This window comes from Brucella sp. NBRC 14130, from assembly GCF_040371715.1.
GTDB classification, from domain to species: Bacteria; Pseudomonadota; Alphaproteobacteria; order Rhizobiales; family Rhizobiaceae; genus Brucella; species Brucella intermedia.
In genome coordinates this window covers 1-12,775 of record NZ_BAABTE010000022.1, presented here as the reverse complement: position 1 = coordinate 12,775, position 12,775 = coordinate 1, and the positions used below count along the sequence as shown (strand labels likewise).

Here is a 12,775-nt window from a genome sequence, read left to right as displayed (position 1 = left end):
AGGGCGTGTTTCACCCCAGCTTCAAGGTCATCCCATGAAAAAGCTCCTGCTCGCCGCAGCTATCGCGCTTACCGCTGCCACCGCCGCATCTGCTTCCGAATATGTCTCCTTCCTCGATTATCCGCAGAAGGAACAGGACGGGAAGGAGTTCTTCACGGCCATTGAAATCCCGCAGGGCAGCTTCACCAAATACGAAATCGACGACAAGACCGGCCATATCGTGGTCGACCGCTATCAGTCCATGCCTGTGGTCTATCCGGCCAACTACGGCTCGATCACCAGCACGCTTGCCGGTGACGGTGACCCGCTCGACGCGCTGATCTACACGCGTGAGCCGATTGTTCCGGGCGCGATCATCAAGGTTCGTCCCATCGGCGTCCTGAAGATGATCGACGGCGGCGACCAGGACGACAAGATCGTTGCCGTGCCGACCACGGACATCGATCCGACCTATGACAACATCAAGGAAATCACCGATCTGCCGAAGATCGAACAGCAGCGTCTCGAAGCCTTCTTCCGCGTCTACAAGCAGCTGCCGGAAGGCCGCAAGGTCGTGGAACTCGCAGGCTTCGACAGCGCGGAAGCCGCGCAGAACGAAGTCGCCAAGGCAATCAAGGCCTTTGCCGAAAAGAAGTAATCCTGATCGCCAGCAAACAAAAAGGCCGCTCGAAGCGGCCTTTTTTCGTTTCGCAGGAAGATTAATTCGCACCCAGTACGTCGTTGAACGCCTTCTCGCCGGGCACGCCTTTTTCAAGGCTGATAAGGGCGCGGCGGCCATTGCGGTAGGAGATCGGAATATCGATCCATTGCAGGCGTCGCATCAGCGATAGATTGGTATCCTGCGCGGTGCGGGCGTCGTTCAGCCATACGATGAAGAAATTGTCGCCGATCTTCGATGGGACGGCGATCAGCGGATTGCCTGCCGCCTGTTCCGTGTCCTTGAAGGTAACGCGCTGCACATTATCCACAACGCCTCCGGAGAAGCCCTCGGGCACCGTGAAGACCATTTCGATCAGATGGCTTGCTGGAATCGACTGGTCCGTGTTCTTGCGAATGGTCATCTTCAGCTCGACCTTGCTCGTCGGCATCGTGACGGTTGCGCGCACGGCGGGCTGCGCTGGCTGGCCGTCTTCCGGGCTTTCCTCGATCACCGACCAAACCACATTGCCGCGCTCGACCGAATCCGACCCGGCACCGCCGCGCTCTTCATAGAGAAGCGCCTGCTGGCCGACGGCGACGGTCTGGTTCTGTCCGGGCTGCGCGCCCGCTGGCGAGTTCGTCTCGGCAGGTGCAGGAGTGGAAGCGGCGGTGGAGGTGCCCTCCCCGATCCCGTTCGCGCCACCGGCAGGCCCGCTATCGGTTTCGCTGCCGTCCGGCATCAGCCGCTGCGTCAACTTCTGCTCGCCCGCTGGCTGTTGCGGTTGTTCCGGCGTCTGTTCGCCGCCCGTCGTCGCCGCATTGCTGTCGGCTGGCGGCGGCGTCGTGTCTTGAGGCTGTGTCTGGCTGTCGGAACCGGTCGCAGGCGCGTCGCTGCGGCCAAGGCTCGACGCGAGTTCCTGAATCTTGTCCTTGTTGTTCCAGACAACGTAACCGGCGGTTCCGAGAGCCAGAACTGCGATCAACGCGACAACCAGCCCCTTATAGGAGCGCTTTTCCTTCTTGGACGTGCGCTCGATATATTCGCTGCGGCGGGCCTGCGCCTTTTCCTTGGCGCGATCCAGCTTCCAGTCGTCGTTGCGCTCGGCCACGAAAGCCGGTTCGTCGTCATCCTCGTCGGAAACGCGGTCGCGGCGTTCATCCTGCGGGGCGGCGGAAAATGCAGGCTCGTCGTCTTCATGGGACGGCGCGCGATCCACAGCAGCGCGATTCGCCTCCTGCAGAAAATCATCCAGCGCATCCTCGACCGGCTCCGGCGGGCTGGCGGGCGGAGCATAAAAGGCTTCGACCTCAGCAATGGCGTCTTCGAGAATATTACGCTGGCGGACAGCCACGGCCTGCGAGGCGTTTGCCGTGACAAGCTTCTGCTCGATCGTTGCACGCGCTTTCGCATAAACGCGCTGGCGCAATTCAGGAGTCTTGTCCGCCTGCGCATCGATCGTCTTTTTCAGTACCGCTACAAAATCCGCCATTCCGTCTTACCCGGTTTCCGCCCGTCCAGATGAACAATAAGCACAGGATGCAATAAATGTCCCAATAATCACAATAATCAAGGGAAAGCAAAGTCTCCGGCTACGATTTAGCGAAGACTTTCAAAACGATGCGGTGAAATAGTGGCAAAATTCACCCTGTTGCGAAGCTTTATGCAGCCGATTGCGTTCTTTGTACAACGGCCGAAACGAAATCGGAGCAGCTTCCGAAAAAGCCGCTCCGAACATATCGCTCATTGACTGCAAACAATCAGTCGTGGAACGGATCGGTGACGAGGATGGTATCCTCGCGTTCCGGGCTGGTGGAAAGCATGGCCACCGGCGCGCCGATCAGTTCTTCGATGTGACGGACATATTTGACCGCCTGCGCCGGAAGATCGTTCCACGAACGCGCACCTGCGGTCGTTTCCGACCAGCCCGGCAGCGTTTCATAGATCGGTTTGACGCGGGCCTGCGCCCCCATGGAGGACGGCAGATAGTCGATGCGCTTGCCATCGAGTTCATAGGCGACGCAGATCTTGATTTCATCCAGGCCGTCGAGAACATCGAGCTTGGTCAGCGCGATGCCGGTAATGCCGGAGGTGCGGACCGTCTGGCGCACGATCACGGCGTCGAACCAGCCGCAGCGGCGCTTGCGGCCTGTTACCACGCCGAATTCATGGCCCTTGGTGCCGAGGAATTCGCCGATCTCGTCATTGAGTTCGGTCGGGAACGGGCCTTCGCCGACGCGGGTCGTATAGGCCTTGGTGATGCCGAGCACATAGCCGATGGCCGTCGGGCCGAGGCCCGAACCGGCGGCAGCCTGACCGGCAACCGTGTTGGAGGACGTCACGAAAGGATAGGTGCCGTGGTCGTTGTCGAGCAGTGCGCCCTGCGCGCCTTCGAACAGGATGCGGTCGCCCGCCTTGCGGCGTTCGTCGAGAACGCGCCAGACCTGATCGATATAGGGCAGGATCTGGTCGGCAACCGAGGTCAGCTCGGTCAGAATGGTTTCGACCGCGATTTCCTCAAGGCCCATGCCGCGGCGCAGCAGATTGTGGTGGGCGAGCAGGCGCTCAACCTTCGGCTCAAGCGTTTCCGGCTCGGCCAGATCGATGACGCGGATGGCGCGACGGCCAACCTTGTCTTCATAGGCCGGGCCAATGCCGCGCTTGGTCGTGCCGATCTTGAGGCCCGAATTGGAGCCTTCGCGCATGGCATCGAGATCGCGGTGGATGGAGAGGATGAGCGGGGCATTTTCGGCAATGCGCAGCACGTCCGGATTGATGTCGATGCCCTGCGCGCGCAGTTTCTCGACTTCGGAAACGAAATGATGTGGATCGACAACGACGCCGTTGCCGATGACGCTCAGCTTGCCGCGTACAAGGCCGGATGGCAGGAGCGAAAGCTTGTAGCTGACGCCGTCGATGACCAGCGTATGACCTGCATTATGACCACCCTGGTAGCGCACGATGACATCGGCGCGTTCGGACAGCCAGTCAACGATCTTACCCTTGCCCTCGTCGCCCCATTGCGACCCGACGACAACCACATTTGCCATTGAAGAAACTCCTTGGCTTCTATTTGAAAATCCAAGGATCGAAGCGGCCCGGTCATCGCCAGCTGAGGCTACAGGGTGCTGATCCCTCGTCTCTATACAGATTGAAACGGGATTGCGCGACTCTTTCGTGCAAGAAATTCCCGATTTTTGAACGCCAACTGGAACGAAGGGCGCTTAGATCGTTTGAGATTCACGCTATGGAGAGGCGAAAATGGTATTCTTTGAGAACCGGAGCGGAATGTACATTTTAGTACATGAGCACCGGAAGCTCAAAAGAATGCCATTTGCAGACCTCCAGAGCGTGAATATCTACGATCTATCCGGCGCGGACCATATAAAGCGCATCCTCCGAATAGCTTTTCAGCTTTTCCTCGAGCGCTGGGAGATCGCGGACGACAAAGCCCTTCTTTTCCCAGAAGCCCTGCGAGCCGTTGACGGCGACGAGCGACATGGTGACGAAACCGTCGCGCTCGGCCTGCAAGGCCATCAGCTCGACTACGCGAGTGGCGGCACCGCCGGAGCGGGCTTCGGGCAGAAGTGCGATATCGTGGATGTAATAGGTATTGGTGTCTTCCGGCAGCGCGCCCAGAACAGCGTTGAGGGCCGGAACCGTATCGAGCTTCCACGGGTGGCTGACGCCGTAACCCAGAATCTCGTTCTCGCGGGCCAGCACGAAGCAGCCTGCCGGATAGAGTTTGAAGCGGTCCCGGAAGACCGCCTCATCTTCGAAGAAATCGAGATGGACAACATTGGCGACGGCGGTCACGCTCGCAATATCATGCTCGTGCATGCGCCGCCATTCCGGCTGTACCATCTCTTCAACCATTTTCTCAAACTTCTCCGACGTTGAACTCAAGCGGTGTTGCCGCCTTGATTGCCTCTTGAGCCGTCAGTTCGTCAAGTGCTGCCTGTGGAATCTGTTCATCCACATAGAGCATGGCAATCGCGTCGCCACCCGGATGGTCGCGTCCAAGCGAGAAGTTTGCGATATTGACATTGTGCTTGCCGCAGATCGTGCCAAGCAGGCCGATCATGCCCGGAACGTCCTTGTTGGTGACGTAAAGCATGTGCGGACCGACCTCGGCATCGAGATTGATTCCCTTGATCTGGATGAAACGCGGCTTGCCGTCCGAGAAGCAGGTGCCCGCGATCGAACGCTCGCGCAGGGTGGTCTTCACCGTCAGCTTGATATAGCCGTCGAAGATGCCCGACTTGTCGCGCTTGACCTCCGAAACGATGATGCCGCGTTCCTTCACCATGATCGGCGCGGAAACCATGTTGACGTCGGCAACCTGCGGACGGATGAGACCGGCGAGGGCCGCGCTCAGAAGCGCGCGCGTGTTCATCGTGGCGGTGGAACCGTCGAACAGCACTTCCACTTCCTGGATCGGCTCGTCCGTCACCTGACCGACGAAGGCGCCAAGCACATCGGCAAGCTTTACGAACGGCTTGAGGCGCGGCGCTTCTTCCGCCGTGATCGACGGCATGTTGATGGCGTTGGAAACGGCGCCCTTCACGAGATAGTCCGACATCTGTTCGGCCACCTGAAGCGCGACATTTTCCTGCGCTTCCGCCGTCGACGCGCCAAGATGCGGCGTGCAGACGACATTCGGCAACGAGAACAGCTCGTTCTCCGTCGCCGGTTCCGTTTCGTAGACGTCGATACCGGCGCCTGCGACATGGCCGGATTTCAGTGCTGCCACCAAGTCCTTTTCCACGATCAGCCCGCCGCGCGCGCAATTGACGATGCGCACGCCCGGCTTGGTCTTGGCGAGGTTTTCCGCGTTGATGATGTTGCGGGTCTTGTCGGTCAGCGGCGTGTGCAGCGTGATGAAATCGGCGCGGGCGAGCAGTTCGTCCAACTCGACCTTTTCAACGCCCAGTTCCTGCGCACGGGCTTCGGACAGGAACGGATCGAAAGCCACCACATGCATTTTCAGGCCGATGGCGCGGGTCGCGACAATCGAACCGATATTGCCGCAGCCGACGACGCCGAGCGTCTTTCCGGTGATTTCGACTCCCATGAAGCGGTTCTTTTCCCACTTGCCGGCGCGGGTGGATGTGTCGGCTTCCGGCAATTGCCGCGCGACAGCGAACATCAGCGCGATGGCGTGTTCTGCCGTGGTGATCGAATTGCCGAAAGGCGTGTTCATGACGATGATACCGCGGCGCGAAGCCGCCGGAATATCGACATTATCGACGCCGATACCGGCGCGACCGACGACCTTGAGCTTTTTGGCGGCGGCAATCAGCTTTTCCGTGACCTTGGTGGCCGAACGGATCGCCAGACCGTCATAATCGCCGATGACTTCGAGAAGCTTTTCCTTGTCCTTGCCAAGATCAGGCAGATAGTCGACTTCCACGCCGCGATCCTTAAAAATCTGGACGGCAGTGGGCGAAAGCTTATCGGATACGAGAACGCGAGGTGCCATTGAGGCCTCCTTCAAACATTTTCAAACCATGCATTTCCTGTGATGACGCAGACCGTTCTGCTTCAGGAAATGCGCTGTAATGGGGGAATGCGGACCGTGGCCGCCCCAACGCGGACCACGGTGTCATGCATGGATCTGCTTAAGCCGCAGCTTTAAGCGCAGCCTTCTGCGTTGCAAAAGCCCAATCCAGCCAATGCGTCAGCGCTTCCAGATCGGAAGCTTCCACCGTCGCACCGGCCCAGATGCGCAGGCCGGAAGGCGCGTCGCGATAAGCACCGATGTCATAGGCAACGCCTTCCTTATCGAGCGTCGTGACGATGCCCTTGGCGAAAGCAGCCTGCTCGTCGGCAGACAAGGCGGTTACTTCGGGATCGACAATCGTCAGGCAGACGGAGGTGTTGGAGCGGGTTTCCGGCTTCACGGCCAGATTGGCGATCCACGGCGTCCTCTCGACGAAATCGTTCAGGACGGCGAAATTGGCGTCGGCCCGCGCAACCAGCGCATCGAGACCGCCGAGCGACTTCGCCCATTTCAGCGCATCGAGATAGTCTTCCACGCAGAGCATGGACGGCGTGTTGATGGTTTCGCCGACGAAAATGCCTTCGATCAGCTTGCCGCCCTTGGTCATGCGGAAAATCTTCGGCATCGGCCATGCGGGCTTGTAGCTTTCCAGACGTTCCACCGCACGCGGGGAAAGGATCAGGATGCCGTGTGCGCCCTCGCCGCCCAGCACCTTCTGCCAGGAGAAGGTGACGACATCGAGCTTGGGGAAATCGAGACGCTGCGCGAAAGCGGCAGAGGTCGCGTCGCAGAAGGTCAGGCCCTTGCGGTCTGCCGGAATGAAATCGGCGTTCGGGACGCGCGCGCCCGACGTGGTGCCGTTCCAGGTGAAGACCACATCGCGGTCGAAATCGACTTTGGAAAAATCGACAATCTCACCGTAGGGCGCTTCGAAGGTGCGAACGTCTTCGAGCTTGAGCTGCTTCACCACATCCGTGACCCAGCCTGCGCCGAAGCTTTCCCAGGCGACCATATCGACGCCGCGCGCGCCCAGCATGGACCACAGCGCCATTTCGACAGCGCCGGTGTCGGAAGCGGGCACGATGCCGATACGGTAATCGGCAGGCACCTGCAGCACTTCGCGGGTAAGGTCGATGGCCTCTTTGAGCTTGGTCTTGCCGATTTTCGCGCGGTGCGAACGGCCAAGTGCCGCATCGACCAGCGCATTCAGCGACCAGCCGGGACGTTTTGCACAGGGACCGGATGAAAAATTAGGATTAGCCGGGCGAACTGCCGGCTTCGCAATCGTCGTCATGTTGTTTCTATCCTCTCAGATAGCACGCGTCTCGTTGGGGAGACGTGGCCCACTTACCGGGATAGCCGAAAGCGCGTTTTTCCTCAATACGGCTTTCGTGGAATATTTTCATCAAACCCGCCCGAATTGCTTCGGGCGGGTAGAATTTCCTTATCGCGTGACCGTTTGCGTCTCCGTCGGCTCGTCTTCCATGCGCGCATAGTAGCTTGCAATCAGCGCGCCGGAGATATTGTGCCAGACACTGAAGACAGCGCTCGGCACTGCCGCCAGCGGCGAGAAATGCGCATTGGCGAGCGCGGCGCCAAGCCCGCTGTTCTGCATGCCGACCTCGATGCTGATCGCCTTGCGCTTGGCAAGCGACAGCCCTGCGAAACGCGCCGCGAAATAGCCAAGCAGCAGACCGAAGCCGTTGTGCAGGAACACTACCGCGAAGATCAGCAGGCCGGATTGCGCGATGGCGGCTTTGTTGACCGCGACCACGGCGGCCACGATGAGCACGATACCGATGACCGACACCAGCGGCAGCATGGGGATGGCCGCCTTGACCAGGCCCGGAACCAGTTTCTGCAACACGAAGCCGAGCGCCAGCGGCACAAGGATCACCTTCACGATGCTGATGAACATGCTCATCGCATCGACCGGCAGATACTGGCTGGCGAAGAACCAGACCAGAAATGGCGTCACGAGCGGCGCAAGCAGCGTGGTGACGCTGGTGCAGGCAACGCTCAGCGCCACGTCGCCCTTCGACAGATAGGTCATGACGTTGCTGGCTGTACCCCCGGGGCAGCAGCCGACCAGAATAACGCCCGCAGCCACTTCCGGCGACATGGGGATGATGCGCGTCAGAAGCACGGCCAGAAGCGGCATGATAATGAACTGCGCCAGCACACCGATGGCGACGTCGAAAGGCCGTCTGGCGACCTCGGCAAAATCCTTGCCGGAAATCGTCAGGCCCATGCCGAACATGATGATGCCCAGCAGAACCACGATCCACGGCGCAAATACGCTGAATGTCGACGGCAGGACGAAGCCGAGAATGGCGAAAATAATGACCCAGACGGCGAAAGTCCGGCCTACGAAATCTGAAAATGCTGCAATTGCTTTCATAACCCTCCCCTTTTCAGGAAACGCGTTCGACGCATTCGTTCACCTGTAAGGATTTGGGCCGTATATGAAAACCAAAAATTCGCCAGACCTGAAACAATAACTGCAAGGCGGGCCCAAAGGCCCGCTGCAATTATAGCAGGGCGTTAAATTGCTAACGCAAAATGCTCAAGGGCCGCACGGGCCTGACCAAGTCTCGATGAGACCTGATATTACCAGGTCGTAAAGCGCACACCGGCGCGGAGCTGGTGGGACTGAATGTCCTTGTCGCTCAGCGTGATGCCTGCGGCGCTTGCAATATCCGCCCCCTCGATAACCCCATATCGATAGCCGACATCGAGCTTGATATTGGAGGCCACATCGATGCCCACGCCAGCCATCAGCGCCCAGGCGAGCCGATAATCATCATCCGCCTTGTATGCGCCATAGACCGTATCGATGGAATACCGCACATTGGCAAAGCCTAGACCAGCGCCCAGATAAGGCGTGAAACCGTAGTAATTGCCGAGATCGACATAGGCATTGGCCATCATGTCCCAGCTGCGAACATCGACGTCCAGATCATCGAAGCTCTGCTTGGAATAACCGAACGTCACGTCGCCGCGCAGGTTATCCGTGAACTGATAGCCGACGCCGACGGACGGCACGACATTCTTGTCCAGATCGTAGCCTTGCGACGCGCTCCAGAAAGCCGTCTCGGTCTGGACCTTGACCTTGGAGGAGATGTTGTAGCCGATATCGCCGCGCAGATACCAGCCGGACCCAACCTCGACCGGCTGCTGTGCCGGAGCGCCCGGCTCATAGCTGATCATATCAAGATCGGCGGCAAAGGACTGCGATACGATGCATAATCCGGCCAGCAGCACAGCCGGCGAACAGAAGGCACGCCATTGCATGGACATGATGAAATCCCCGCTTATGAATGTATCATCATGTATGAACGGACATGGTTAAGATCGCATGAATATAGGGATCTGTTTACCGTGTTTCTAAAGCATCTGCCGCAAGGCGCCGATCTGATCCAATCTGATCGAAACGCGCTCTAAACGAAAAGGGCCCGGATAACCGGGCCCTGATTGCTTTGCTGTATCTTCGGTTTACTTGTAAACCGGGCCGTCCACGATGGTCGAGACCTGCTGCGGCGCATAGGCCGGAGCCGCACCGCCGAACATGTAGCGCAGGCCGACGCGCACGTCGTGCACATTCATGCCCTTGTCGTAGCCGTCACCGATCCACTGGTTGCCCTCGAACATCTTGCCGCCGTTGATATGGCGATAGCGATAGCCCGCATCGAGCTTGAGATTATGCGTGAGGTCGACCGATGCGCCAGCCATGAGCGCATAGGTAAAGCGCCAGTTGGCAGCGCCTTCCTGCGTGCCGCCATAACGAACATCGTCGAGATCGCCCCACTTTACGCGGGTGCCGCCGATACCGGCGCCGACATAAGGCGTGAAGCCGGCGAAATTGCCGAGATCGACATAGGCATTCGCCAGAATGGAAAGTGCGGAGAAACGGCCGCGCTCGTCGGAAGCGCAGTTGATATCGCCGTTACAGGCCGAACCATAGGTATGGCCGTCGAACTTGGCGCGGGTCATGTAGTCGACCGTCAGGTCGGTGCGGAAATAATCCGTCACCTGATAGCCGACGCCGCCGCCCACAAGGAATGAGCCCTTCAGGTCGCCATAGAGCGTGTTGCTGCCGAAGGTCGGCGAGCCGCCACCGCAGGTGTCGCAATTATCGATGGTCGCGTAATCCGCATCCTTGAACTTGGCCTTGGAGTAGCCGATGTCGCCGCGCAGATACCAGCCGCCAACGGCAGGCGGAGCGACAACGACTTCAGGGACTTCCGGCACAGGTTCGATGATATCGGCCGCCAGCGCGACAGATACCATGGCCGTGAGGGCAACCGATGCCGCCACACCGGCAAAAAGAGTTTTCGTAAGACTTTTCATATGTCTGCCCCATCGGAGAATCACGCCGCCGGAAGCGACGGTACGGATGTTTGCGGGGAAGACTATTCGGCAAAAGTTAAATCCGACTTAACGTTAAGTTTTGTATTGTGCTATTACGTTAAGCGACTTAGTTAGCAACTGCTAAATGAATGGAGTTTCTTAACCATAGCCATTAATGGTTAAAGAAGGCTGTACCGATGGAAGAAACCGATATTCGCCCCACTGCATATTCTTATGTGCGCATGAGTACCCAACAGCAGTTGAAGGGTGATTCGCTTCGTCGTCAGTTGGAACGTAGCCGCGAATATGCAGCCGAAAACAATCTGCGTTTGGACGAGACGCTGCACGATATCGGCATCAGCGCTTACACTGGTGCAAACGTGCGATCCGGTGCGCTTGGACAATTTTTGCAACTCGTGCAAAACGGACAAATCAAACGCGGCAGTTACCTGCTCGTTGAGTCGTTGGATCGTCTTTCACGACTGCAAGTTCGTAATGCACTCGGCCCGTTCATCGAACTAATCAACGCCGGAATAACCATTGTAACGCTTGCCGATAAGCAGGTTTATTCCGATGCGACGGTCGACGAGAACTGGACGCAATTAATGATGTCGCTGGCAATCATGTCTCGTGCACATGAAGAGAGCCAGACAAAAAGTGACCGACTGCAACGAGCAGCCGAAGGCAGACGCAAACGGGCGCTTGCCGGTGAGACACGTTTTTCACATCACATGTTCCGTTGGCTCGATCAAATCGAGATTGCACCGGACAAATATGAGTACCGGCTGAACAAACATGCCGACACAGTGCGACAGATATACGAGTGGGCCGATGCAGGCATTGGCCAGATCGTAATTACTCGTCGTCTCAATGAAGCGAAGACCCCTACCCTTACCGGTAAAGGTGAATGGCAACAGCCAACGGTAGGGTTAATTTTGCGGAACGAAGCGGTGATCGGAACGTATCAGCCGGTTCATCGCGTTAACGGAAAGTCACAACCATACGGCGAAGCACTGCGCGCGTATCTGCCAGCGGTGATTAGTGAGGAACTTTTCTGGCGTGTGCAAAAGAACAAGCGTGTTCGCAATTCGGCAGGACGAAAAGGTGAAAGGCTCACGAACCTGATCGGGCCACTCGCCACCTGTGCGCATTGTCAGGGTCGAATGCTCATTAAAACGGGCGGTGCTGCAAACAATCCACAAAAGTACATTCGTTGCGACAACAACTATCGCGGCGGTCCATGCACTGGACCAAGCGGACAATTCCGATACGACAAGGTTGAGAATGCAATTCTCGACCACGTGAAGGAGTTTCATTCCTTCTCCGCGTTTGCTCGTGAAAACAACAGCGCCGGAAAGCAGCAATTGCAAGAGAAGATTGCAAGCCACGAGACAACGCTTGCAGGGTTGGAAAAGCAGCGCAAGAACCTCATGGCGATTGCAGCGATGGCCGATGATGATGCAACTCGCGCAGATGTGATGCGCGAGATAAGCGAACGTCGAACCCGTGAGTATAGCACCAAAGCCGAACTCGAAATATTGCGCGCTGATTTAATGACGCTGGATAGTGCAGAGCGAAACGCTAACTCGCTTGCCGAACGTATCGCAAGCGAACGCAAGATGTGGGAAACCGGATTGGACGAGAAGGTTTACGAAAGCCGGTCAAAGATCGCGCAAGCACTCACGCAGATTATCGACTTCATATCCTTTGATATGGATACGCGACGCTTCCGTGTGATTATCGGCGCTGGCATCATCGCATATGAATTCGACAAGCAAGGCCGACTGACGAACAAATTCGATCTTGCAACATCACCAATGCGTTGGATGGGTGAATCCCCGTTAACAATCGATCACTTCGTTAACAACGTTCGGGTTGAGAATACTGATGATCGTCGTGACCGCCTTGAAACGGCAATGTTGTCACGACGACCAAAGGGAAACATATAATTATTCCCCACTCCAAATGCTGTCTGCTTGTTCCGGTGTCTTTCCTGCGTACTCGAATATTGCAAGCACTAGCGGATCAAGGCGACCGAACGACTGACCATCTACCCAAATGATTTCGTAATCCTCGCGCAATTCCTCGTCGGCTACTGCTGCAATTGCTGCATTGATAACGCTCGTGGTAATTGCTGCTTTCTTCAAGCGTAGACGAATGGTCTGCCCCCTGAAAAGTGATCCTTCATGAAGTATGGCTTATGAGCCGTAGAAGGACATTGAAATGGCAGCGAAAAGACATAAGGCAGAAGAGATTGTCACGAAGCTTCGTCAGGTTGACGTGCT

At 57.5% G+C, this 12,775-nt stretch carries 11 protein-coding genes; 2 read left to right on the top strand and 9 right to left on the bottom strand.

Translation table 11 applies throughout. From position 1 onward, the window contains the following. Positions 1–34: 34 nt before the first annotated feature. Positions 35–637, top strand: coding sequence for an inorganic diphosphatase (locus tag ABWW28_RS25195; protein WP_006467695.1), 603 nt, complete (start codon positions 35–37; stop codon positions 635–637). A gap of 61 nt (positions 638–698) precedes the next feature. On the opposite strand, the gene ABWW28_RS25190 is transcribed toward ABWW28_RS25195, so the two are convergent. From ABWW28_RS25190 to ABWW28_RS25155, 8 genes are all read right to left on the bottom strand, one after another. Continuing rightward, positions 699–2,129 (bottom strand): transcriptional regulator, encoded by a 1,431-nt coding sequence (locus ABWW28_RS25190; RefSeq protein ID WP_021587984.1) that lies wholly within the window; start codon positions 2,127–2,129, stop codon positions 699–701. 268 nt (positions 2,130–2,397) lie between these two features. Next, the gene (locus ABWW28_RS25185; RefSeq protein ID WP_006467698.1) at positions 2,398–3,687 is read right to left on the bottom strand and encodes an adenylosuccinate synthase; all 1,290 of its coding nucleotides are present in this window, start codon (positions 3,685–3,687) and stop codon (positions 2,398–2,400) included. A gap of 316 nt (positions 3,688–4,003) precedes the next feature. Further along, complete coding sequence (locus ABWW28_RS25180) at positions 4,004–4,513, bottom strand: GNAT family N-acetyltransferase (protein ID WP_021587985.1); 510 nt, start codon at positions 4,511–4,513, stop codon at positions 4,004–4,006. Between the two features lie 4 nt (positions 4,514–4,517). After that, positions 4,518–6,119, bottom strand: a complete 1,602-nt coding sequence (gene serA / locus ABWW28_RS25175) for a phosphoglycerate dehydrogenase (RefSeq protein ID WP_021587986.1) — start codon at positions 6,117–6,119, stop codon at positions 4,518–4,520. 139 nt (positions 6,120–6,258) lie between these two features. Beyond that, the gene (locus ABWW28_RS25170; protein ID WP_021587987.1) at positions 6,259–7,434 is read right to left on the bottom strand and encodes a phosphoserine transaminase; all 1,176 of its coding nucleotides are present in this window, start codon (positions 7,432–7,434) and stop codon (positions 6,259–6,261) included. 150 nt (positions 7,435–7,584) lie between these two features. Next, positions 7,585–8,541: a bile acid:sodium symporter family protein gene (locus tag ABWW28_RS25165; RefSeq protein ID WP_021587988.1), complete on the bottom strand. Its 957-nt coding sequence runs from the start codon at positions 8,539–8,541 to the stop codon at positions 7,585–7,587. A 209-nt stretch (positions 8,542–8,750) separates the two neighbouring features. Continuing rightward, the gene (locus ABWW28_RS25160) at positions 8,751–9,440 is read right to left on the bottom strand and encodes an outer membrane protein (RefSeq protein WP_021587989.1); all 690 of its coding nucleotides are present in this window, start codon (positions 9,438–9,440) and stop codon (positions 8,751–8,753) included. Positions 9,441–9,635: 195 nt separating this feature from the next. Beyond that, complete coding sequence (locus ABWW28_RS25155) at positions 9,636–10,490, bottom strand: outer membrane protein (RefSeq protein ID WP_021587990.1); 855 nt, start codon at positions 10,488–10,490, stop codon at positions 9,636–9,638. A gap of 197 nt (positions 10,491–10,687) precedes the next feature. Between ABWW28_RS25155 and ABWW28_RS25150 the strand changes: the two genes are divergently transcribed. Next, positions 10,688–12,439 carry a recombinase family protein gene (locus tag ABWW28_RS25150; RefSeq protein ID WP_353392652.1) on the top strand — a complete coding sequence of 584 codons (1,752 nt, stop codon included), beginning with the start codon at positions 10,688–10,690 and terminating at the stop codon, positions 12,437–12,439. Here the strand turns inward: ABWW28_RS25150 and ABWW28_RS25145 are convergent, their stop codons facing one another. Next, complete coding sequence (locus ABWW28_RS25145) at positions 12,440–12,637, bottom strand: hypothetical protein (RefSeq protein ID WP_353392650.1); 198 nt, start codon at positions 12,635–12,637, stop codon at positions 12,440–12,442. It abuts the gene before it with no gap. Positions 12,638–12,775: the final 138 nt, after the last annotated feature.

Bases quoted from the DNA above. Each gene is read 5' to 3' on its own strand.
- ABWW28_RS25165 (WP_021587988.1), bottom strand. From the start codon at position 8,541: ATGAAAGCAATTGCAGCATTTTCAGATTTCGTAGGCCGGACTTTCGCC.
- ABWW28_RS25160 (WP_021587989.1), bottom strand. From the start codon at position 9,440: ATGTCCATGCAATGGCGTGCCTTCTGTTCGCCGGCTGTGCTGCTGGCC.
- ABWW28_RS25155 (WP_021587990.1), bottom strand. From the start codon at position 10,490: ATGAAAAGTCTTACGAAAACTCTTTTTGCCGGTGTGGCGGCATCGGTT.
- ABWW28_RS25180 (WP_021587985.1), bottom strand. From the start codon at position 4,513: ATGGTTGAAGAGATGGTACAGCCGGAATGGCGGCGCATGCACGAGCAT.
- ABWW28_RS25190 (WP_021587984.1), bottom strand. From the start codon at position 2,129: ATGGCGGATTTTGTAGCGGTACTGAAAAAGACGATCGATGCGCAGGCG.
- ABWW28_RS25195 (WP_006467695.1), top strand. From the start codon at position 35: ATGAAAAAGCTCCTGCTCGCCGCAGCTATCGCGCTTACCGCTGCCACC.
- serA (WP_021587986.1), bottom strand. From the start codon at position 6,119: ATGGCACCTCGCGTTCTCGTATCCGATAAGCTTTCGCCCACTGCCGTC.
- ABWW28_RS25170 (WP_021587987.1), bottom strand. From the start codon at position 7,434: ATGACGACGATTGCGAAGCCGGCAGTTCGCCCGGCTAATCCTAATTTT.
- ABWW28_RS25150 (WP_353392652.1), top strand. From the start codon at position 10,688: ATGGAAGAAACCGATATTCGCCCCACTGCATATTCTTATGTGCGCATG.
- ABWW28_RS25185 (WP_006467698.1), bottom strand. From the start codon at position 3,687: ATGGCAAATGTGGTTGTCGTCGGGTCGCAATGGGGCGACGAGGGCAAG.